The organism is Nonomuraea sp. ATR24 (assembly GCF_041950485.1).
Classification (GTDB): Bacteria; Actinomycetota; Actinomycetes; order Streptosporangiales; family Streptosporangiaceae; genus Nonomuraea; species Nonomuraea ceibae.
Map to the genome: position 1 here is coordinate 205,237 of NZ_JBGNUU010000005.1, position 21,014 is coordinate 226,250.

Here is a 21,014-nt window from a genome sequence, read left to right on the forward strand (position 1 = left end):
CTGGGCGGGAGAAGAGGAGGACGCCTTGTCCGAACAGCAGCCGTACCCCTCGGTGTGGACCCGGCCGCGCCGCGCGCGACGCGAGCAGCCGTCACTGAGCAGGGAGCAGATCGTGGCCGAGGCGCTGCGGCTGCTGGACTCCGAGGGCATCAGCGCACTCAGCATGCGGCGGCTCGGAGGGCAGCTCGGCTCCGTCGCCACCGCGATCTACTGGCACGTCGCCAACAAGGACGAGCTGATCGAGCTGGTCGTCGACGAGGTGTTCGGCGAGATCGAGGTGCCCGTCGCCGACGATCCGGCCGGCTGGCGGGAGGCCGCCGCCACGCTCGCGCGCGGCTGGCGCGACATGATCCTGCGGCACCCGTGGACCGTGCACGTGCTGGACGAGGTGGTCTCGTCCTTCCACGGGCCCAACAGCCTGCGACTGTCCGATGAAATGCTCGGACTGTTCGAGAAGGCGGGGTTCGACCTGTTCGAGGCCGATCGCGCCGGGAAGACCCTCATCTCGTACGTGCTGGGCATCGCGATGAGTGAGGCAGCGGCCCTGTCCAGGATGGCGCGCGACAACCGGAGCGAGCACGAGTGGATCAAGGCGCTGTGGCCGTCCGCCGACGAGGCCGCGCGCGACCATCCACGGATCCGCGCCCTCTACACCGCCTACCGTGACACCGATCCGGCCAAGAACCGCGAAGACAGCTTCACGTACGGGCTCGACCGGGTTCTCGACGGCATCGAGGCGCGGCTGCCGCGGTCGTAAGCTTGGCGGACGTGACGATGATCCCGTTGCGCCGCTTCACGGCGCGCGTCCTGCCTCTCGACGATCAGGGCAGGGTGCTCCTGCTCCACGGGTTCGATCCGGCGCGGCCGGACGAGCTGTTCTGGTTCACCATCGGCGGGGCCGTCGAGGAGGGGGAGACGCTGCCGGAGGCGGCCTCGCGGGAGCTGTTCGAGGAGGCGGGGCTGCGGGTGCCGGCCGACCGGTTCACCGGGCCCTACCGGACCGAGACCCGCGAGTTCACGTTCGGCCGCTACGCGATCACCCAGGACGAGACGCTCTACGCGGTCCGCGTCGAGGCGGTCGAGGTGTCGTTCGAGCACATGGAGCCGATCGAGAAGGACACCACGGTCGGCCACCGCTGGTGGAGCGCCGGCGAGCTCGACGCGACGCGGGAGACGTTCTACCCGGAGGACCTGGCCGCGCTGCTGCGCAAGATCACGACGGCCGGAGCACCCGCGTAGCGCCCGCGATCAGCGCCGTCGCCAGGATCCAGCCCGAGATGATCAGCCCGTACGCGAGCCCCTGCGTCCACCCCGCCGGGTCGAACTGGTCCCGCTGCCCGAACGTCGACAGCGGCAACAGCAGGTCGAAGGTGTAGGCGAACGAGTCGAACACCGGGCTCTCGCCGGGCTTGACGGCACGCGGCGGGTTCAGCCCGAACACCACCGTGCCCAGCACGAGCAGCGCCCCGAACCACACCGCCGCCAGCCAGGGCCGGTAGCCGTAGCCGACCGTGGCGTCGAGCAGCCGTCCCCAGAACCGGGTACGCGGCCCGCTGATCCCCCGCAGCCCGCGCATCTTGGCGAGCTGGGTGCGGCGGGCCAGCGCGTCGTTGCCGCCGCGCATGTACCAGTCGGCCAGTTGCTCGTACGGCTGCGTCCGGAAGCCCTCCGGATCGCGGCTCACCCACTCGATCCGGCGCGCGAAGCCGTGGCCGCGCAGGCGGTCGTACGTGAGCCCGTTCAGCCGGAGCTTGTCCGGCCAGGTGGCGACGTCGTCGTGCAGGGTGCCCACGGTGGAGTGGGCCAGCGTCACCACGCCGTCGATCCGCTCGGCCGGCTTGATGAGGAACTCGCGCGCCTCGATGTGGCTGGCGTGCAGCGCGTACGTGGTGTCGGGGCTGCGGACGACGCCGCGGAGCGAGAACCGGCCGTTGATCCGCGAGCCCCGCAGCCGCAGGCAGCCCAGGGCCAGGAAGTCGCCGGTGCAGCTCATCGAGTCCTCGACGACCAGGCCGTCGGCGACGAGCGCCTCTTCGCCCGGATTACGGAGCTTGGCGTGGTCCAGTTGGAAGCCGCCGTTGAGCCGCGCGCCGACCAGGCGTACGGCGCCGGAGAAGTCGGCGTTGCGCATGTGCGTCACCGAATCCACCACCATGGCGTCGGCGTAGAACGCCGGATCCCCCTCGGCGGCGACGACCTTCGTCCCGGCCAGCCACAGCCCGGTCTCGAACTGCGCGCGAGCCACCCGGACCGTGCCCTGGACGTACGAGCCCGACAGGCTCAGATGGCCGGCCACCCGCATGCCGCCGCCGCTGAAGCCGGGTAAGCGGCAGTCGGTCAGGCGGATGGTCCGCGTCGTCGTGCCGCCCATGAGGACGGGATCGTCCAGGTAGCAGCCGTGCAGCACCAGCTCGTGGTCGACCGTGCCGCCGACGATCTCCAGCGGGCCGGTGATCCGCGCGCCCGTCAGCCGCACCGCCGGGACCGTCCCCGTGCCCGTCTCGCGGGCGCCCAGCAGCAGCTTCGCGATCACCTCGGCGCGTACCGTGCGCTCGGGACCCCAGGTGTGGCCGTCCAGGGGCGCGTTGGCTCCGGCTGAACAGTCAGGGCCCGGCTCGAAAGGGGCGAACGTCACCATGCGGCCGGTCGGGAAGGCGTCCCAGAGCTTCCGTTCGGCCTCGGTCAGCCGTGAAGATCGTCGCATGGCCCCGATTCTCGCGTCAGCGGCGGTAGCCCGCCATGCGCTCCAGCCGGGCCACGCGCTCGGAGGTGGGCGGGTGGGTCGAGAACAGGCGGCCCAGGCCGGCGCCGCTGAACGGGTTCGCGATCATCAGGTGGGAGGCCGAGGTCAGGCGGCTGTTCTCGGGCAGCGGCAGCCTGCGCGCGCCCATCTCGATCTTGCGCAGCGCGGAGGCCAGCGCGAGCGGGTCACCCGTGAGCCGCGCCCCCGCCTCGTCGGCCTGGAACTCGCGGCTGCGGGAGATCGCCATCTGGATCATCCCGGCGGCCACCGGGCCGAGCAGCATCATGAGCAGCGCCCCGACGAACCCCGGGCCCTCGTCGTCATCCGACCCGCCGAAGAACACCGCCACATAGCTCACCCAGGTGATCATCGTGGCCAGGGCGCCGGCGACGGACGAGATCAGGATGTCGCGGTTGTACACATGGGACAACTCATGCCCGATCACGCCCCGCAGCTCGGCTTCGTCGAGCAGCTGGGTCAGGCCGTACGTCACGCACACGGCGGCCCGGCGCGGGCTGCGACCGGTGGCGAACGCGTTCGGCTGCACGGTCGGCGACACGTACAGGCGGGGCATCGGCTGGCGGGCCTCGGTGGAGAGCTCTCGGACGATCCGGTAGAGGGTGGGCTGCTCGACCTCGCTGACCGGCCGGGCGCGCATCGCCGACAGGGCGATCCGGTCCGAGAAGAAGTAGGCGAAGCCGTTGGTCACCAGGGCGAGCACGAACGCGATCTGCAGACCGGTGCCGCCGCCCAGCCACGCGCCCGCGGCGAGGATCAGCGCAGACAGGCCGCCGAGCAGGATCGCGGTGCGCAGACCGTTGTGGTGCAAGGTTCCCCCCTTCGTGGTCCGGGTTCACCTGGTACAACGACGATGCCCTGCTCCAGCGTTCCCCGCCGCCCCCACCGGTCACGCACGAGACGAAACCCTGCGTAAGGGCCGCCCCTCGGGCGAGCGTGAGACGAATCGGCGGCTTCAGGTCACCGTCGTCAGGTCGAGCACCAGTTGCGGCGCGGCCGAGAACAGGACCGCCACCGCCACCGCCACGCCGATCGCCGCCCACACCGCCGGAGCCGACCGGGGCGCGACCACCGCCTGAGCCGCCCCCTCCCGAACGGCTCCCCCTATCGCAGTCACAGGGACGAACAGCCGTGCCGTCCAGGCGACGTAGTAGTACAGCCCGATCACCGTGTTGACGGCCATCACCACCGCCAGCCACCCGGCCCCGCCGTCGACGATCTCCCGGAACACCACGATCTTGGCGAACAGCCCCGCCAGCCCCGGCGGCAACCCCGCCAGGCACAGCAGGCAGAACGCCAGCGCCAACGCCGCCACCGGGCTGCGGAACGCCAGCCCCCGGTAGTCGTCGAGCTCGTTGCGCCGGGCCACCCGGGAGACGAGCATGACCACGGCGAACGCCCCCAGGTTCATGGCGGCGTACATGACCAGGTACGCCACCGAGGCCCCGGCCCCGGTCCCGGCGGGCGCCACCGCGAGCGGGGCCAGGATGTAGCCCGACTGGGCGACCGACGACCAGGCCAGCAGGCGTACGGCGGAGCGCTGGCGCATGGCCAGCAGGTTGCCCGCCGTCATGGTGAGCGCCGAGAGGATCGCCACGATCGGCACCCAGGCGCCCGCCTGGCCGGGCAGGGCGGTGACCAGGACGAGGATGAGCCCGGCGAACCCGGCGGCCTTCGAGATCACCGACAGCAGCGCGGCCACCGGGATCGGCGCGCCCTGGTAGACGTCCGCCGCCCAGGCGTGGAACGGCACCGCCGCGATCTTGAACGCGAACCCCGCCACGACCAGGACCACCCCGACGGTGACCACTCCCGGCAGGCCGTGCTCGGCCCCCAGCACGGACGCCCCCAGGACGGACGCCCCCGCGCCGGGCCGGCCTGGCGCCGCCGCTTCACCGCCGAGCACCGCGCCGAGCCGGTCCAGGAAGACGCTCCCCCCGATCCCGTACAGCAGCGACACCCCGAACAGCATGACGGCGGTCGACACCACGGACACCAGGAAGAGCTTGACCGCGGCCTCCGAGGAGCGGCCGTCGTAGCGTTTCAGCGCCGTGAGGGCGAAGACCGGGAGCGAGACCAGTTCGAGCGCCACGACGAGCATGATCAGGTCACGCGAGGCGGGCAGTATGACCGCGCCCACGAGGGTGCAGAGCAGGAGGAAGTGCCACTCCCCCACCGGGATGCCGCCCCTGGCCAGCTCGGTCATCGACATCAGCACGACCACCACGGCCGCCACCAGCACCAGCCCGGCGAGGATCAGCGTGAACCGGTCGACCACGTACGAGCAGCCCCCGCCCGGGGCGTTCAGGCCGGGCGGGACGCAGAACGTCGACAGCGCCGAGCCGCCCCTGACCGCCTGCGCCACCACGAACCCCAGCGCGACCAGCACCCCCGCCAGCGTGACCAGCCCCAACGCCGGCCTGACCCGCGGCCGGGCGGGCAGGAAGGCGTCGAGCACCAGCACCAGCCCGGCGAAGAGGGCCAGCGTGAGGGGCGGCGCGATGGCGAAGTAGTCGATCTCCTGGATCATGACAAGGCCCCCAGCAGGTTCTGCACGGCGGGCGTGGTGAGCGAGAGCAGCAGCTTGGGCCAGAGCCCGAACAGCAAGGTCAGCACGATCAGCGGCACCCACGCGACCAGCTCGTACCGCTGCACGTCGAGCATCCCCGCGGCGGGCGCGCCGTCGTCACGTCCAGGTGACCGGGCCTGCTCCGGCTGCGCTTCCAGCGGTTGTACGGGGCGTTCGTCCGGCGTCTCCCACCCGGCCGCGTCCCCGGTCACCTCGGCAGTCGCCGAAACCGCGGCGGCCCGCTCGTCAAGCCCCGCACCGGCACCCGCGCCCGCCGCCACCGCGTCGCTGCCCGCGCCCGATACCACCGCGTCGCTGCCCACGCCCGATTCCACCGCGTCGCTGCCCGGGCCCGTCACCACCGGGGCGGGGCCTGGACCTGCGGGAACGGCGGGAACTGCGGGAACGGCGGGAACGGCGGGGCCGGCGGGGACTGAGGGGACGCCGTGGGTGACGCGGGACAGCATCACCAGGAAGTACGCCGCCGTCAGCACCGCCCCCAGCCCACCGATGACCATGAACGTGAGGAACAGCCCCCGAGGCAGCCCCCCGCCCGGCTGGAAGGCGCCCAGGAGCGCCAGCATTTCTCCCCAGAACCCCGCCAGCCCCGGCAGCCCGAGCGACGCGATCGCGGCGAACGTGAGAACGGCCCCGAGGTGCGGCAGCGTCGCCAGCATGCCGCCACCGAGCGACGGCATGTCGCCCGTGTGATAGCGGTCCTTGATCCCCCCGGCCACGAAGAACAGCAGCCCGGTGATCAGCCCGTGCGCCACGTTGGCGAACAGCGCGCCGTTGATCCCCACCGTGGTCAGCGTCGCGAACCCCAGCAGCACGAACCCCATGTGCCCGACCGACGAATAGGCGATCATGCGTTTGAGGTCGCGCTGGGCGAGGCAGGCAAGCGCCCCGTAGACGATGCCGACCACCGCCAGCGCCCCCAGCCAGGGCGCCACAGCCACCGCGCCCTCGGGCAGGATCGGGATCGCGATCCTGGCGAACCCGTAGGTGCCCATCTTCAGCAGCACCCCCGCCAGCAGCACCGAGCCGACCGTGGGCGCCTCGGTGTGCGCGTCGGGCAGCCAGGTGTGCAGCGGCCACATGGGCGTCTTGACCGCCAGCCCGATCCCGATCGCGGCGAACGCCAGCACCTGCACCGCCCTCGGCATGCCCGCGCCGTGCGCGTCGCCGAGCGCCACGATGTCGAGCGTGCCGGTCTGCGCCCAGACGAGCAGCAGCCCGAGCAGCATGACGACCGAGCCGAGCAGCGTGTAGAGGATGAACTTGACCGCCGCGCGCCGCCGCCCTTCGCCGCCCCAGACGGCGATCAGGAAGTACATGGGCACGAGCACGATCTCGAAGAACACGAAGAACAGGAGCAGGTCGAGCGCCAGGAAGGTGCCGATCATGCCGACTTCGAGCACGAGCAGCGTGAACACCAGCGCCCTCGGCCGCGCTCCTCCCGGCCGCGCGCTCAGGAGCTGCCCTGGCCGCCTGCCGCCGCCCCAGCCCAGGTAGGCGAAGCAGAGGAACGTCAGCAGCGCCGTCAGCACCACCAACGGCAGCGAGATCCCGTCGACGCCCAGGTGGAACCGCAGTCCGAGCCCCGGGATCCACGGCTGGTCCACCGCGAACTGGGGCCGCGCCGCCTGGCCCTGGTCGAACGCGGCCAGCATGACCACGGCCAGCACCAGCGTCACCCCGGACACGATCGGCCCGTAGATTCGCAGCACCGGCCGGAGCGCGCCCGGCGCCACCAGCAGCGCCACGGCCCCGGCCAGCGGCACCGCGATCAGCGCGACCGACACCCAGCCCATCATGCGACCACCGCCCCGCCGGGCGGGACGGCCAGGTCAGGAGTCATGTGAACACCACCGCCCCCACCGCGATCAGCAGGACACCGGCCAGCAGGCCGCTCACGTAGAGCTGCACGTTGCCGTTCTGGGCGAGCTTCAGCATCCCCGACAGCCCGTACGCCGACCGGCCCGAGCCGCGCACCGCGCCGTCGACGACCGTGTCGTCCGTCCTGACGACGAGCCTGGACAGCCACACGACAGGGCGTACGAAGATCGCGGCGTACAGGCTGTCGACGTAGAAGGCCCGCTCGCACGGCACCCGGAGCGGCCCGAGCAGGCGCGCCGGGTCGGCCACGGGGTCGGCGCGCCAGGCGGCGTACACCACCCCGGCGCCGAGCAGCGCGAGGGCGACGCTGGTGGCGGCCACCGGCACGTCGAGGTGCACCCCGCCGGCGAACCCGAGCAGCAGGGCCGGCACCGCGAGGATCACGACGGGCACGAGCATCGTGCGCGGCGCCTCGCGGGTGTCGATGACGTGGGCGGTGCCGGGTTCGGGCTCGGGGAGCGCGACGGTGCGCGTCGGGCCGAAGAAGGTACGCAGCCAGGCCCGGGTGGCGTAGGCGCCGGTGACGGCGACGGTCGCGAGCGCGCAACCGTACAGGAGCAGCGCGGCGGCGTCGGCGAGGCCGCCCGCGAGCGCGCCCTCCATCGTGACCAGCAGCGCGTCCTTGCTGAAGAAGCCACTGGCCGGAGGCAGGCCCATGAGCGCGGCGAACCCGACCGTCGTCGCCGCGAACGTGACCGGCAGCTCGCGTCGCAGCCCGCCCATCCGCGTCATCAGGTTGGAGCCGACGTGGTGGATGACGACGCCCGCGCACAGGAACAGCAGCGCCTTGAACGCTCCGTGCGCGATCAGGTGGAAGATCGCGGCGGTGTCGGAGCCGGCCGCGAGCCCGCCGGCCATGTAGGCGAGCTGGCTGACGGTCGAGTAGGCGAGAACGCGTTTCAGGTCGTCCTGGGCGAACGCGGCCAGCGCCGCGCCGAGCATGCCGAGCGCGGCCAGCACCGCGAGCACGTCGAGCGTCGGGCGGGCGGCGGCGAAGGCCGGGAACAGCCTGGCCACGAGGAAGATGCCCGCGGCGACCATGGTGGCGGCGTGGATCAGCGCGCTGATCGGCGTCGGTCCCGCCATCGCGTCGGGCAGCCAGGTGTGCAGCGGCACCTGCGCGCTCTTGCCGGCGACGCCCGCGAGCAGCAGCATCGTCGCGGTGACCAGCGTCGCGGCGGACATCTCGGGCACCCGCGCGAGCACGTCGCCGATCCGGAAGCTTCCCGCGCCCATCCCGAGCACGAAGATCCCGAACAGGAACCCGACGTCACCCAGCCGCGTCACCAGGAACGCCTTGACCGCTGCGCGCGAATTGCCGCGATCTTCCCACCAGTGCCCGATGAGCAGGTACGAGCACAGGCCCATGACCTCCCACCCGACATAGAGGACAAGAAGGTCACCCGCGTAGACCACCAGCAGCATGGCGGCGGTGAACAGGCTGATGAACGCGCTGTAGGACGGGTAGCGGGGATCGTCGCGCAGGTAGCCGATCGAGTAGACCTGCACGGCCAGCGCCACGACCGTCACCAGCACCCCGAGCAGGCCGGACAGGGCGTCCGCCTGCAGGGTGAGCGAGATGGGCACGCCGCCGGTCTCGATGGTCCCGTACGTCTCACCCACGGCTGCCGACGTTCCCGTGCCCGTCAGGAAACCGAACCCGTGCCCCCACGCCACCCACGCGGCCAGCACCGCCGAGGCGGCTGTAGGCACGACCGCGATCCACCCGGCCCGCTGGTTGGCTCGCCGATCGGCCGGCGCCGATGAGCCCGCCGCGTCGTTGCCGCCCCGGCCGTCATGGCCATGCCCTGGGCTTGGCGCCCCGGCTGGGGATACGCGGCCGTGGGGCCATCGGGACAGCAGGAGGCCCGCGGCGGCGGCCAGGAAGGGCAGCAGCGCGGCCAGCAACGGGAAGGTCGTCACGGCGTATCCCCTCCTCGATCGACCCGACGCCCATCGCCCCGCACAGCCGAGCCGCCCTCGGGGCCGCCCGGAGCCGGTTGATCGTTCGTGCGCCGCGGGGTGCTGTCCGGACGTGGGGCATCCGCGCCGGTCAGGCCATCACCCGGCACCCCTGGACCGGCCGGCCCGCCCTCCCGGGGCGCCGCACCGGGTGAATCACCTGCCGGAAGGTCCGCGCCAGGCGGGCTGTCGGCACGGGCGCTTGCGCTGGTCAGGCCGCCGCTGTGGGCGGCCGAGCGGACGAGGCGGTCGTCGGCGGGGGCTTCTTCGTACGTCTCGGCGGGCGGGTCGGCAGGCTCCGCGAGGTCGCGCAGGTGGTCGATGTCGACGGTCCGCCGGTTGCGGTAGAGGGCGAGCACGATCGCCAGCCCGACCCCCACCTCGGCGGCGGCGATCACGATGACGAACAGCGTCAGCACCTGCCCGCTGTGCAGCAGATCGCCGAGCCACACGTCGAACGCGACCAGGTTCAGGTTGACGGCGTTGAGCATCAGCTCGACCGACATCAGCACCAGGATCGTGTTGCGCCGGGCCAGCACACCGTAGACGCCGATGGAGAACAGCAGCGCCGCCACGACAGCGGGGTAGACGATGTGCATCAAAGCCCCCCGTCCATGCGGTGCGGCCCGTCGGCTGCCTCTCCTCCGGGCGGAGCCGCGGAGGCGTCGGGGCGTCTCAAGGTGCCGGGCTCGGAGGGGTCCGAAGGGGCGGACGGGTCATCCGTACGGGATCCGCCGGAGTTGCCGGAGATGTCGGTGCGGGACAGGACGATGGCGCCGATGAGAGCCGCCAGCAACAGCACGGAAAGCGCCTCGAACGGCAGCACCCACGTGCTGAAGATGCTCCCGCCCAGCTCACTGGCCGCGCCCGCGCCGGGGGTGAGCGGCGAGTAGGCCATCCGGAACCCGTCGATCACCACCGTGACCAGGACCGCCGCCGTCGCCACGGCCACCACGGCCGCCGTGACCTTGTTGCGGCTGTCGAGGTCGGTCGAGGGGCCGATCGGCGCACGGGTCAGCATGATGCCGAACAGCAACAGCACCACCACGGCGCCCACATAGATGAGCACCTGCACCCAGGCCACGAACTCGGCCGTGAGAACGAGGTAGCAGCCCGCCAGGGCGCCGAAGGTCAGCACCAGCCAGAGGGCGGCATGGACGAGTTGCCGCGTCGTGACGACGAGCAGCGCCGATCCGACTGCCACAGCGCCCAGGAGCAAGAAGATGATCTCCTGCCCGGTGGGCGACAGGTAGGAGGGCACCGCTTCGGTCACTACTCCTCCTCGGTCTCCCTCGACTGGTCAGGGTCGAGCCGCCCAGGTGGACGGATGGAGCGTGGATCGGCCATCCTGCGCCTGCGTGGGCTCGCGCCAGAAGTTTGCCCCGGTGGACCGGACGCCGGGCCCGATTCCTCCGCGCCTGTGGAAAACTCTCCCTCGGCGGGCGCGCCTGTGGATGACGCCTCGCCGGTGGCGTCCCTGTCAGGGGACGAGCCCGTGCCGGCTCCCGGCGTAGCGGGCGCTTCCCCTTCCGCAGCCCCAGCCGCAGGGGCTTCCCCTTCCGGCGAGCCGGGCGTGGGGCTCTCGGGGCGGGACGGCAGCGCGCCAGGGGGGCGGATGCCGCGTACGTTCGCCATGGAACGGCGCGGACGGCCACGGGCGGGCTGGTCCTGGCCGGGCGGGGTTCCGGTGCCCGGAGTGGGCTGTTCGGGCGCTTCCTGAGGAGCCGCAGTGGTGTCCTGGCGAGGTGCGCCCGCCTCGGCGCGTGGGGCGTCACCGGCGTCTCGCGCGGGTGCGGCATCGCCGGTGACCTGGGAGGACTCCGCGTCGCCGGGCTGGGGACGGCCGCTCGGACCGGCGGCTTCTCCCGACGCATCGCCGCGCCCGGCAGGGCGTCCGGGGCCTGCGTCCGGCGTCCCGGCCGTGCCACGTCGAGCGGCGCCCGAGGTTCGGGCCGTTCCCGATGGGCCGTCCGAGGCTTCGGGCGCTTCCGGGGAGGCGCCCGGGGTTCCGGTCGCGCCTGACTTGTCCGCGGTTCCGGCCGTTCCCGGGCGGGTGGCCTCGGCGCCGCCCGTACGAGCGCGGGGGGCGGCGGGTTCGCGTACGGGGCGGCGGGGGGCGGCCGTGAGCTCCTTGGGGGGCTCGGCGCCTGGATCGTGGGCGGGAGGCGGCGGGACGGTTTCGACCCAGGTGGCGAGCCTGTCCTTCTCGTGAAGAAGGTTGCGGATGTCCCCCTCGGCGTACTCGAACTCCGGCGACCAGAACAGGGCGTCGAACGGGCACACCTCGATGCAGATGCCGCAATACATGCACAGGGCGAAATCGATGGCGAACCGGTCGAGAACGTTGCGCTGGCGGGCACGGCCGCCTTCAGGGGCCGGGATGGTCTCCTTGTGGGAGTCGATGTAAATGCACCAGTCGGGGCACTCCCTCGCACACAGCATGCAGGAGGTGCAATTCTCCTCAACGAGGGCGATAACCCCTCGGCTGCGCGGCGGCAGGGCAGGCTTGACCTCGGGATACTGCTGAGTGACGGATTTGCGCAGCATGTGGCGAAGGGTGATGGTCAACCCCTTTGCCAGCCCTACGCCGGGAATCCGCGCCATGGTTCAACATCATGGCGCACTTGGCCGCGCACGTGAATGAGCAAGCGCGTTGTCCCCAGGTTTTCCACAGCTATCCACAGGCTGGCGGACAGTTATCCACAGGAAGGCGTCACGCCGGATTTGTGCAAGTAGGGAGCGATAGTCTCTCGCCATGTCGTACGGCCATCCGATCCGTCCCAGCGCAGGCGCCTGGACCGCTTCCGTGGTGTGGGCCGTTCTGTCGTTGATCTCGTGTGGTCTGGCGACTCCGTTCACGATCGGGTTCGCGGCGTTCTGGCTGCGGAGCGTGTGGCAGTTCGTCGCCGCGTGCGCCTACGGCGTCTGCATCGGCGCGTTCGTGGTGTCGCTGATGACGTACGACCAGGTCGAGGACATGCCCGAGCCGCTGGGCACGATCATCTCGCTGATGTTCGTGGGGGCGTGGGTGAGCGGCGTGATCCACTCGGGCATCCTCGTGCCCGCGATGGCCAAGGCCCGCCACTACCGGCCCGTCCAGCCCCACCCTCCGTCCTACGCGCAGCGCGGCCCCGCCCATCACCCGCACGGGCCCACCCTCCAGCAGCACGGCCCTGCTCACCGGCAGCACGGGCTGTCCATCCACCAGCGCACCACCTCGCCCTCCTACCAGCACCGCCCCGGCGAGCCCGAGTGGATCGGGCACTATCGGGTGGTGCGTTCGCTCGGGCGCGGCGGACAGGGCGCCGTCTACCTGGCGACCGCGCCCAACGGGGTACGGGTGGCCGTCAAGGTGCTGCACGACCTGGTCGACGAGACGGCCAGGGCCCGGTTCGCCAGGGAGGTGGACTCGGCCCGCCGGGTGGCGACGTTCTCCACGGCCCGGGTGCTGGATGTGAGCGTTTCGGGGCAGTTCGCGTACATCGTGAGTGAGTACGTGGACGGCCCGTCCCTGGAGCAGCTCGTACGCAACCACGGCCCCAGGGATGAGGACAGCCTGACGCGGCTGGCGTTGTCCACAGCCGGTGCGCTGGCGGCTATCCACAAGGCGGGGGTCGTCCATCGTGACTTCAAGCCGAGCAACGTGCTGATCGGCAACGACGGGCCGCGGGTGATCGACTTCGGCATCGCGCGGGCGCTCGACCAGGTGACGATGACGTCCGGGAAGATGGTCGGCACGCCGCCGTACATGTCGCCCGAGCAGCTGTCCGGTGAGCAGGTGGGGCCCGCGTCGGACGTGTTCAGCTGGGGCGTGACGATGATGTTCGCGGCGACGGGGCGACCGGCGTTCGGGGAGGACAGCGTGCCGGCGGTTTTCAACCGGGTGCTCACGCATCATCCGGACTTGTCGCCGTTACCGCCGTCCATTCGCGGGGTCGTGGGCTCCTGCCTGGCCAAACGCCCCGACGACCGGCCCAGCGCCTCGGACGTGATGCTGGCCATCGTGCACTGACCCAACCGGGAGGTCAGGGCCGGGGTGCCGTGGGGCCAGGGGCTCGGGGCTGGGGCTGAGGCTGGGGCCCGGGCGCGGGCGCGGGCTGAGCGCCGGGCTGAGACTGGGGACCGGGCTTGGGCTGGAGTTCAAGCTCGACGCCGCCTCGCCCGAGCATGCCGGGTGCGACCTGCCCGGCGGGCTGCACGTGATGCTCGACACGGAAGGGTTCCGTACGCCGTTCCTGCCGGGCTGGAGGGCTCCGGAGGGCGGGCCGCGTACGCTGCTGTGCTTCGAGTTCGATTCGCCCGCCGAGGTCGACGCCAAGTACGCCGAGCTGGTCGGGGCCGGTTACCAGGGGATCGCCGAGCCGTTCGACGCGTTCTGGGGGATGCGGTACGCCACGGTGGCCGACCCGGACGGGGGCGGGGTCGACCTGTACGCCTCGCTTGCGGCGCAGGCCGACTGACCTCGTACCGACCGATGGGCCGGTCAGAAGGGGGTCGGTCAGGAGGGGGTCGAGTGCCAGGGGGCCTGCGGGTCGGTGCGGCGGGCGTCGGCCTGGACGCTGACGGCGTACGTGGGGCGGTCGTTGCGGGGGACGGGGCCGAGGTAGTGGTGGCCGGTCAGGTGGCACCAGGCGGGCAGGTCGATCGGCGCGGCCGGATCCGTGGCGATCAAGTGGACGACGGTGCCGGACGGCAGGTCGGTCACCAGGCGGCGCAGCTCGATCAGCAGTTGGACGCAGCGGCGGTCACCGCCGTCCAGCACCACCGGTCCGGGCTGGGACTCACCGCCGCCGCTCACCCTGGCGTCGTCGCCGCCGGCCGGGGCGTCGTCGTTCATGGGGGTGTCGTTCATGCCGCTTTCGGTCATGGGGCCCCTTTTCGTACCGGCACCGATTCTGCCCTGCTGGGTTCCATCCTGCCGCCGCCCGTCAAGCCGTCGCCGCCCGGCCCACCGCCGTCCGTCCCCGCGTAGCGCTGGCGGGTGCTGGGCCATTGTGATCACGTACCCGGTCCCGGTGGCCCCACGTGGCTGGCGGGGGTGCGTCGCGGCGTGCGGGTGCGGATGCGGGGGTGCGGATGCGGGGGTGCGGATGCGGGGGTGCGGATGCGTCGCCGCGCGGGTGCTGGACTACGGGTGTGAGTGCGGGCGGTGCGGTGACCGACGCGTGAGCGGTGGGCGGGGCGTGAGCGGTGGGCGGGGCGTGAGCGGTGGGCGGGGCGTGAGCGGTGGGCGGGGCGTGAGCGGTGGGCGGGGCGTGAGCGGTGGGCGGGGCGTGAGCGGTGGGCGGGGCGTCAGGGGTGCCAGGTGTACGGGGTGGTGGTGGCCAGGTGGTGGAAGCCGAGGCGTTGCAGGATGGGGCGGCTGTCGTCGGAGGCGTCCACCTGGAGGTACTCGTAGCCGCGTTCGGTCGCGATGGCGGCGCGGTAGGCGATGAGCGACCGGTAGATGCCGCGCCCGCGCCAGGCTTCGACCGTGCCCCCGCCCCAGAGGCCGGCGAAGTGGGTGCCGGGGTTCAGTTCGAGGCGGGCGGCGCTGACCGGGGTGTCGCCGGCCATGGCGAGGACGGCGAAGACCCGGTCCGGCTCGTCGGCGAGCTGCGCGGTCAGGCTCGCCATGAGGCGCGCCGAGTCGGTGCCGAACGCCTGGTCGTGCACGGTGGCCATCAGAGCAACGTCGTCCGGGCGGGTCACGGGACGCAGGTGGATGCCGTCGGGGACGGTGGCATCCGGCAGGTCCGCGACGCGGGCGACCATGAGCGCCTCCGGCGGCTCGGCGGTCAGCCCGGCTGTCAGAAGCCGGTCCGCGAGGTCGGCGGGACGGTCGTAGTCGTAGAGCTTCCACTCGAACGGACGGCCCAGCTCGGCGAAGTACCGGAGCTGGGCCGCGATCGTGGCATCCGCGGTGGAGGTGTCCAGGTCTGACCAGATGATGCCGTTCCAGGCGTCTCCGGTCGTCCGGATCACGCCGCCGATCCGCTCCACGCGGCTGCCGGGGCCGTCCGGTTGCGCGCCCTGCCGGAGTTCGCGGTCGAACAGGGCGAGCGTTTCGTCACGATCCATCCGCTCACTTCAGCAGGAGGGCGTCGGCGGCGGCAACCTGATTTCCAGCGGCCACGGCCGCCTCGGCCTCGTCGAGGATCCGGCTCACGTGGGCGTCGTCGGCGGCGGCGTCCGGGACGGTGGCGTAGACGAGGTGTACGGACGCGTCCGGGATGCCGCAGAAGGCGGAGATGCCCTGGGCCAGCTGCTGGGTGAGCAGTTTGTCCCAGCCTGCCGAGGTGAAGTGCTCCTCGGAGTAGCCGGCCAGGCCGATCCAGGTCATCCGTTTGCCGGCCAGGCGGCCCGGGGGGCGGACGCCGTACGCGAAGCCGTAGTTCCACACCCGGTCGATCCAGCCCTTGAGCATCGCCGGCAGGCTGAACCACCAGACGGGGAACACCACCACGATGGTGTCGGCCGCCTCGATCCGGCGCATGTGCGCCTCGGTGTCCGGGGTGTACGTCTTGCCGCGGTCGTTCCAGTCGGGCTCGTCCTCGACGGGCATGCGGGGGTCGAAGCCCTCCGCGTACAGGTCGAGCAGGTCGACCTCGTACCCGTCCCGTTCCAGGCGGGCCCGCGCCCGCCCGGCGGCGCGCGCGGTGAGCGAGGTGGCGCGCGGGTGCGCCACCACGAGCAGCGCACGCGGCGCACCGGCGGGCCGGGCCTCCGGCACCTCCGACGAGATCGGCGCAGCAGTCACGGAAGGAGTCGGCGCAGCTTCCGACGAGGTCGGCGCAGCTTCCGGAGGAGTCGGCACCGAAGAGGCCGGCGCGGTTGGGGCGGGCATCAGAGCTTCACCAGCATCTTTCCGGTGTTGGCGCCGCGCATCATCGCCAGGAACGCCTCCGGCGCCTCCGCCAGCCCCTCGACCACGGTCTCTTCGGTGTGGAGCGAGCCGTCGGCCAGCCAGCCGGCCGCCTTGCCGATCCACTCGGGGAACAGGTGCAGGTAGGAGCTGATGAGGATGCCGCGCAACGTCGCGTTCTTGGCCGCCAGGCTGAACAGGTTGCGCGGCCCGGGGACGGGCTCGGTGGCGTTGTAGGCGCTGATCGCGCCGACCATGGCGATCCGGCCGCCCTCGCGGAGCGCGTCGATGGCCGCCACCAGGTGGTCGCCGCCCACGTTGTCCACGTACACGTCGATGCCGTCAGGCGCGGCCTCGGCGAGCTGGGCGGCCACGGACCCGGCCCGGTAGTCGATCGCGGCGTCGTACCCGAAGGACGACACGAGCTTGGCCGTCTTCTCCGGCCCGCCCGCCGAGCCGATCACGCGGGAGGCGCCGAGCTTGCGGGCGAGTTGCCCGGCGACGGTGCCGACGGCCCCCGCAGCGGCGGAGACGAACACCACGTCGCCCTCCCGGACGGGGGCGATCTCGGTCAGGGCGGCGTACGCGGTCAGCCCGGTCGTGCCGAGCGCCCCCAGGTACGCCTGCGCCGGGGCGAGCGTCGTGTCGGCGACGGTCGCGGCGGCGGCGTCCATGATCGCGTACTCGCGCCAGCCGAGGAAGTGCACGACGGTCGCGCCGATCGGGACGTCCGCGGAGCGGGAGGCGACGACCTCGCCGACGGCCGCCCCGTCCATGGGCGCGCCGAGCTCGAACGGCGGGATGTACGACTCGGCGTCGTCCATCCGGCCACGCATGTACGGGTCGACGGACATCCAGGTGTTGCGCACCAGGATCTGCCCGTCGGCCAGGTCGGGCACCTCGGTACGGGCCAGCTCGAAGTCGGAGAGGACGGGCTCGCCGACGGGACGGGCGGCCAGGCGGATCTCACGGTTGACGAGGGACATGGTGATATCTCCAGTTCATGGGAAGGGTGTCGCGGGCGGCCCGCAGCGCGCGGGCCCACCAGAGAAGCCGGTCGAGCAGGTGTTCGGCGGCTGCGACGGGAGGCGGCCTGCCGTGGCGGAAGGCGAGCCCGCCGCTGACGGTGACCGCGTCGAGCGCGGCGAACACCGGGCGGAGCTGCTCCACAGCCGCAGTCCCACCGCCGTCGTCCCCGTACGAGACGAACGCGACGGGCTTGGCCCGCCACTCGTCCCGGTACCAGTCGACGGCGTTCTTGAGCGAGGCCGGGAAGCTGTGGTTGTGCTCCGGGGTGACGATCACGAACGCGTCCGCCGACGCCAGCCACGGCGCCAGGTCCCGCACGGCGGGCGGCGCCACGGAGGGCCGCTCGCACGGGACCGGCGGCAGCCACGCCTCGGCGAGGTCGAGGACGTCCACGTCGACGTCCACGCCCATAACTACGGCCGGGGCGGCTGCCTGGTCCCCGGGCGGGTGCTTGCGCAGGCCCGCCCGGCAGGTCAGCCAGTCGGCCGCGGCCGGGCCGAACCGGTCGGGCCCGACGCCGCCGATGACGATCGCCATCCGGATGTTCATGGCCCTACTGTGCGAGCCGGCGCGCACGGTTCACTGCGGGTCCGCTGGGGGTCCGCTGGGGGCTCACCGGGATCGGGGCCCTGCCTGCTGTAATAGCGTGGTCTGATGGAGTTCGGGGTGCTTGGTCCGCTTGCGGTGTGGGCGGCGGACGGACGGCAGGTCCGGGTGCCGGAGCTGAAGGTACGCGCGCTCCTCGCCGACCTGCTGGTCCACGAGGGGCGCCCGGTGCCGGCCGACCGGCTGGCCGACGACCTGTGGGGCGAGAACCCGCCGGGCAATCCCGGCAACACGTTGCAGACCAAGGTCTCGCAGCTCAGGCGGGCGCTGGAGCAGGCCGAGCCGGGAGGCCGCGAGCTGGTCTCCTACCAGCCCGCCGGGTACGCGCTCGGCACCCGGTCGGTGGACGCGTTGCGGTTCGCCGAGCTGGTGAGCCGGGCGCGGGCCGCCGGTGACGCGCGGACCAGGGCCGACCTGCTGTCCGACGCGCTGGCGCTGTGGCGGGGACCGGCGTACGCGGACTTCCGGGACGAGGAGTTCGCCAGGGTGGCGGCCGGGCGGCTGGACGAGCAGCGGCTTACGGCCGTCGAGGAGCAGGCCGAGGCCCGGCTTGAGCTCGGCGAGCACAGCCTGCTCGCGGACGAGCTGGCCGGGCTGGTGGCGGAGCATCCGCTGCGCGAGCGGCTGCGGGCGGCGCACCTGCGGGCGCTGTACCGGGCGGGGCGGCAGGGCGAGGCGCTGGCGGGGTTCGGGGAGCTGCGCCGGGTGCTGGACGAGGAGCTGGGGCTGGACCCGAGCCCGGAGCTGGCGGCGCTGCACCAGGCGATGCTGCGGCAGGATCCGGCGCTGGCCGCCGCCCCGGCGCCCGCGACCTCGGCGGCGCGGCCCCGCTCGAACCTGCCCGTCCCGCTGACGGAGCTGGTGGGACGTGACGACGAGGTGAACGCGGCGGCGGGGCTGCTGCGCGAGGCCCGGCTGGTCACGCTGACCGGGCCGGGCGGGGTCGGCAAGACGCGCCTCGCGCTGGCCACCGCCGCGACGGTGACAGGCGCGTTCCCCGACGGGGTGTGGCTGGTCGAGCTCGCCGGGGTCTCCGGCGGGACGGAGGCCGTGGCCGAGGTGCTGGCGACCACCCTGAGCATCCACGACGAGCCCCCGATCAACCCCAGCCCCACCGCACGGGACGAGGCCACGGCCGACCCGCGCCCCGCCGCACCGGGCGAGGCCCGCGGGGGGCTGGTGCGGCGGGTTGCCGGGGCGTTGCGGGGGATGCGGACGCTGCTGGTGCTGGACAACTGCGAGCACCTGGTGGATCAGGTCGCCGAGCTGGCCGGGCTGCTGCTCGGCGCGGCGTCGGAGGTGCGGGTGCTGGCCACGAGCCAGGAGCCGCTGGCCGTGCCCGGCGAGGTGGTGCAGGCGGTGGCCCCGCTCGACCTGCCGCCGGACGGCGGTGCGGTGCGGGAGTCGGCCGCGGTCCGGCTGTTCGTGGCGCGGGCCGCGGCGGCGGCGCCGGGGTTCACGCTCGACGCGGGGAACGAGAAGTGGGTGGCGGCGATCTGCAGGCGGCTCGACGGGCTGCCGCTGGCGCTGGAGCTGGCCGCGACCCGGGTGCGGGCGCTCGGCGTGCGCGGGCTGGCCGAGCGGCTGGAGGAACGGCTGGACGACCGGTTCCGGGTGCTGGCCGCCGCCGGGCGCGGGCTGCCGGCCCGGCAGCGGACGCTCCGCGCGGTGATCGACTGGAGCTGGGAGCAGCTCGGCGAGAGGCAGCGGCTCGCGCTGTGCCGGCTGGCGGCGCACCCGGGCGGCTGCCTGCTGGAGGCGGCCGAGGCCGTGTGCGCGGGGCCGGGGCTGGACGTCGAGGACGTGCCGGACGTGCTGGTGCAGCTCGTCAACCGGTCGATGGTCGTGGCCGAGGAGCGGCCGTCGGGCGAGACGCGCTACCGGCTGCTGGAGTCGGTCGCCGCCTACTGCCTGGAACGGCTCGCCGCCGACGATCCCGTGTGGGCGCGGCGTGACGGCTACTACGTGGAGCTGGCCGAGCGGGCGGCGCCACAGCTGTACGGGCACGGGCAGCGCAGGTGGCTGCGGCGGCTGGACGACGAGGTCGTCAACCTGCGGGCCGTACTGGACTCCCGAATCGAGGGCGCGGGCAAGGGCGGGGGCGGCGGCGCGGGCGAGGGCCCGGGCAAGGGCGGGGGCAAGGGCGATGGCGATGGCGGGGCGCGGCTGGCCGACGCGCTGGCCTGGTACTGGTACCTGCGCGGGCGGCACACGGAGGCGCATCGGGCGCTGTCCAGGGTGGCGGACGAGCGGACGGCGGCGTGGGAAGCCGGGTTCGCCCTGCTGACCGGCGACGGCGCCGGGCTGGCGGCGCGCAGCCGGGCCGCGCTGGCGCGGACCCGCGACCCCAGGAAGCGGTGGTTCCTGGCGCTGGCGCACCTGAACTTCGGCGACGTGGCGGCGGCCGGGCCGCTGCTGGGCGAGGTGCTGACGGAGTTCCGGGCCCTGGACGACCGGTGGGGCGAGGCGGCGGCGCTGGCGTTGCGCGCCAAGCAGGCGGTGTTCCAGGGGGACTTCGCCGCCGCCGGGCGGGACGGGAGCCGGAGCCTGGAGCTGTTCACCGAGCTGGGCGACGGCTGGGGGCGGCTGCAGGCGGCCGACATGCTGGGGTATGTGGCGGAGATCGCCGGTGACTACGCGGAGGCGGGCCGCCTGCACCGGGAGGGGCTGCGGGTGGCGGAGGACCTGCGGCTGTGGACGGACGTGTCGTACCGGCTGTCCAGTCTGGGCCGGGTCGCGCTGCTGACCGGTGACCTCGCGCGGTCCCGGGAGTTCCACGAGCGGGGGATGCGGCTGGCGGGCGAGCAGTCGAACCGGTTCGCCGAGGAGTTCGCCCGGGTGGGGCTGGGGCTGGTGGCGCGGCGGGCCGGTGATCTGGACGGCGCGCAGCGGCTCTTCGAGGAGTCGCTGGCCTGGAACCTGCGGCTGGAGGCCGACTACGGGGTGCCGTTCTACGGGCTGACGCTGCTGATGGCGGAGCTGGGGTTCGTGGCCGAGCTGCGGGGCGACGCGGAGGCGGCCGGGGCGTACCACCGCCGGGGGCTCGCGGCGGCGCGGGAGGGCGGCGATCCGAGGGCGATCGCGCTGGCCCAGGAGGGGCTGGCCGGGGTGGCGGCGCTGGAGGGCGCGTACGAGGAGGCGGCGCGGCTGCTGGCGGAGGCGGCCGCGCTGAGGGAGTCGGTGGGCGCGCCGCTCCCGGCGGCCGAGCGCGGCGACGTCGACAGGATCGCCGCCCGCGTCCAGGAGCGTGCGCGGACCGTCAGCGGTTCGTGAGGGCCGGACGAGAGGCTCGTCGCGTCGATGAAACCCGGCCGAGAGAACGCGGCCGACGCGGCACGGCCGGC

17 protein-coding genes and 1 pseudogene are annotated in these 21,014 nt (G+C 73.1%); 5 read left to right on the top strand and 13 right to left on the bottom strand.

All coding sequences use genetic code 11. The annotated features are described in order from the left end of the window. Window positions 1-25 precede the first annotated feature (25 nt). Window positions 26-757 carry a TetR/AcrR family transcriptional regulator gene (locus ACBI99_RS15175; RefSeq protein ID WP_357584588.1) on the top strand — a complete coding sequence of 244 codons (732 nt, stop codon included), beginning with the start codon at window positions 26-28 and terminating at the stop codon, window positions 755-757. 17 nt (window positions 758-774) lie between these two features. Beyond that, window positions 775-1,239 (top strand): NUDIX hydrolase, encoded by a 465-nt coding sequence (locus ACBI99_RS15180; RefSeq protein WP_375072685.1) that lies wholly within the window; start codon window positions 775-777, stop codon window positions 1,237-1,239. Here ACBI99_RS15180 and ACBI99_RS15185 read toward each other — a convergent pair. The 8 genes and pseudogenes from ACBI99_RS15185 to ACBI99_RS15220 form a co-directional block, all read right to left on the bottom strand. After that, complete coding sequence (locus ACBI99_RS15185) at window positions 1,214-2,704, bottom strand: hypothetical protein (protein ID WP_246644698.1); 1,491 nt, start codon at window positions 2,702-2,704, stop codon at window positions 1,214-1,216. The two genes, ACBI99_RS15180 and ACBI99_RS15185, sit on opposite strands and share 26 nt — an antisense overlap. Before the next feature lie 16 nt (window positions 2,705-2,720). Further along, window positions 2,721-3,572 (bottom strand): zinc metalloprotease HtpX, encoded by an 852-nt coding sequence (gene htpX, locus ACBI99_RS15190; protein WP_219504636.1) that lies wholly within the window; start codon window positions 3,570-3,572, stop codon window positions 2,721-2,723. Window positions 3,573-3,716: 144 nt separating this feature from the next. Next, on the bottom strand, window positions 3,717-5,291 hold the full coding sequence (locus ACBI99_RS15195; protein ID WP_375072542.1) for an NADH-quinone oxidoreductase subunit N: 1,575 nt from the start codon (window positions 5,289-5,291) through the stop codon (window positions 3,717-3,719). Continuing rightward, window positions 5,288-7,144: a NuoM family protein gene (locus ACBI99_RS15200; protein WP_375072686.1), complete on the bottom strand. Its 1,857-nt coding sequence runs from the start codon at window positions 7,142-7,144 to the stop codon at window positions 5,288-5,290. The genes ACBI99_RS15195 and ACBI99_RS15200 overlap by 4 nt, the downstream gene beginning before the upstream one ends. A gap of 43 nt (window positions 7,145-7,187) precedes the next feature. Next, a complete protein-coding gene (locus tag ACBI99_RS15205) occupies window positions 7,188-9,152 on the bottom strand; it encodes an NADH-quinone oxidoreductase subunit L (RefSeq protein WP_375072543.1) in 1,965 nt (654 codons plus the stop codon). A 314-nt stretch (window positions 9,153-9,466) separates the two neighbouring features. After that, a pseudogene (gene nuoK, locus ACBI99_RS15210) lies at window positions 9,467-9,790 on the bottom strand (NADH-quinone oxidoreductase subunit NuoK); the annotation flags it as partial. Next, window positions 9,790-10,464 carry an NADH-quinone oxidoreductase subunit J gene (locus ACBI99_RS15215; protein ID WP_219504630.1) on the bottom strand — a complete coding sequence of 225 codons (675 nt, stop codon included), beginning with the start codon at window positions 10,462-10,464 and terminating at the stop codon, window positions 9,790-9,792. The gene ACBI99_RS15215 and the pseudogene nuoK, both read right to left, overlap by 1 nt. Further along, window positions 10,464-11,795, bottom strand: coding sequence for a 4Fe-4S binding protein (locus tag ACBI99_RS15220; RefSeq protein WP_375072544.1), 1,332 nt, complete (start codon window positions 11,793-11,795; stop codon window positions 10,464-10,466). Before ACBI99_RS15220 ends, ACBI99_RS15215 begins: the two co-directional genes overlap by 1 nt. A 151-nt stretch (window positions 11,796-11,946) precedes the next feature. Here ACBI99_RS15220 and ACBI99_RS15225 point away from each other — a divergent pair, with 151 nt between their 5' ends. Continuing rightward, window positions 11,947-13,203, top strand: a complete 1,257-nt coding sequence (locus tag ACBI99_RS15225; protein ID WP_375072545.1) for a protein kinase — start codon at window positions 11,947-11,949, stop codon at window positions 13,201-13,203. Window positions 13,204-13,393: 190 nt separating this feature from the next. Continuing rightward, a complete protein-coding gene (locus tag ACBI99_RS15230; RefSeq protein WP_375072546.1) occupies window positions 13,394-13,651 on the top strand; it encodes a VOC family protein in 258 nt (85 codons plus the stop codon). A gap of 38 nt (window positions 13,652-13,689) precedes the next feature. On the opposite strand, the gene ACBI99_RS15235 is transcribed toward ACBI99_RS15230, so the two are convergent. The 5 genes from ACBI99_RS15235 to ACBI99_RS15255 all read right to left on the bottom strand — a co-directional run bounded on the left by ACBI99_RS15235 (window position 13,690) and on the right by ACBI99_RS15255 (window position 17,613). Next, a complete protein-coding gene (locus ACBI99_RS15235; RefSeq protein WP_375072547.1) occupies window positions 13,690-14,058 on the bottom strand; it encodes a sulfurtransferase TusA family protein in 369 nt (122 codons plus the stop codon). 425 nt (window positions 14,059-14,483) lie between these two features. Further along, window positions 14,484-15,251 (bottom strand): GNAT family N-acetyltransferase, encoded by a 768-nt coding sequence (locus ACBI99_RS15240; RefSeq protein WP_375072548.1) that lies wholly within the window; start codon window positions 15,249-15,251, stop codon window positions 14,484-14,486. A gap of 4 nt (window positions 15,252-15,255) precedes the next feature. Beyond that, window positions 15,256-15,930 carry an NAD(P)H oxidoreductase gene (locus ACBI99_RS15245; RefSeq protein ID WP_357584605.1) on the bottom strand — a complete coding sequence of 225 codons (675 nt, stop codon included), beginning with the start codon at window positions 15,928-15,930 and terminating at the stop codon, window positions 15,256-15,258. An 86-nt stretch (window positions 15,931-16,016) separates the two neighbouring features. Then, the gene (locus ACBI99_RS15250) at window positions 16,017-17,021 is read right to left on the bottom strand and encodes an NADP-dependent oxidoreductase (RefSeq protein ID WP_357584607.1); all 1,005 of its coding nucleotides are present in this window, start codon (window positions 17,019-17,021) and stop codon (window positions 16,017-16,019) included. Then, window positions 17,002-17,613 (bottom strand): NADPH-dependent FMN reductase, encoded by a 612-nt coding sequence (locus tag ACBI99_RS15255; protein ID WP_219504619.1) that lies wholly within the window; start codon window positions 17,611-17,613, stop codon window positions 17,002-17,004. The genes ACBI99_RS15250 and ACBI99_RS15255 overlap by 20 nt, the downstream gene beginning before the upstream one ends. Window positions 17,614-17,730: 117 nt before the next feature. On the opposite strand from ACBI99_RS15255, the gene ACBI99_RS15260 reads away from it, so the two are divergent. Then, the gene (locus ACBI99_RS15260) at window positions 17,731-20,943 is read left to right on the top strand and encodes a BTAD domain-containing putative transcriptional regulator (RefSeq protein ID WP_375072549.1); all 3,213 of its coding nucleotides are present in this window, start codon (window positions 17,731-17,733) and stop codon (window positions 20,941-20,943) included. The last annotated feature ends 71 nt before the right edge of the window (window positions 20,944-21,014 follow it).

Bases quoted from the DNA above. Each gene is read 5' to 3' on its own strand.
- ACBI99_RS15180 (WP_375072685.1), top strand. From the start codon at position 775: ATGATCCCGTTGCGCCGCTTCACGGCGCGCGTCCTGCCTCTCGACGAT.
- ACBI99_RS15185 (WP_246644698.1), bottom strand. From the start codon at position 2,704: ATGCGACGATCTTCACGGCTGACCGAGGCCGAACGGAAGCTCTGGGAC.
- ACBI99_RS15195 (WP_375072542.1), bottom strand. From the start codon at position 5,291: ATGATCCAGGAGATCGACTACTTCGCCATCGCGCCGCCCCTCACGCTG.
- ACBI99_RS15200 (WP_375072686.1), bottom strand. From the start codon at position 7,144: ATGGGCTGGGTGTCGGTCGCGCTGATCGCGGTGCCGCTGGCCGGGGCC.
- ACBI99_RS15220 (WP_375072544.1), bottom strand. From the start codon at position 11,795: ATGGCGCGGATTCCCGGCGTAGGGCTGGCAAAGGGGTTGACCATCACC.
- ACBI99_RS15225 (WP_375072545.1), top strand. From the start codon at position 11,947: ATGTCGTACGGCCATCCGATCCGTCCCAGCGCAGGCGCCTGGACCGCT.
- ACBI99_RS15230 (WP_375072546.1), top strand. From the start codon at position 13,394: ATGCTCGACACGGAAGGGTTCCGTACGCCGTTCCTGCCGGGCTGGAGG.
- ACBI99_RS15235 (WP_375072547.1), bottom strand. From the start codon at position 14,058: ATGACCGAAAGCGGCATGAACGACACCCCCATGAACGACGACGCCCCG.
- ACBI99_RS15240 (WP_375072548.1), bottom strand. From the start codon at position 15,251: ATGGATCGTGACGAAACGCTCGCCCTGTTCGACCGCGAACTCCGGCAG.
- ACBI99_RS15250 (WP_357584607.1), bottom strand. From the start codon at position 17,021: ATGTCCCTCGTCAACCGTGAGATCCGCCTGGCCGCCCGTCCCGTCGGC.
- ACBI99_RS15255 (WP_219504619.1), bottom strand. From the start codon at position 17,613: ATGAACATCCGGATGGCGATCGTCATCGGCGGCGTCGGGCCCGACCGG.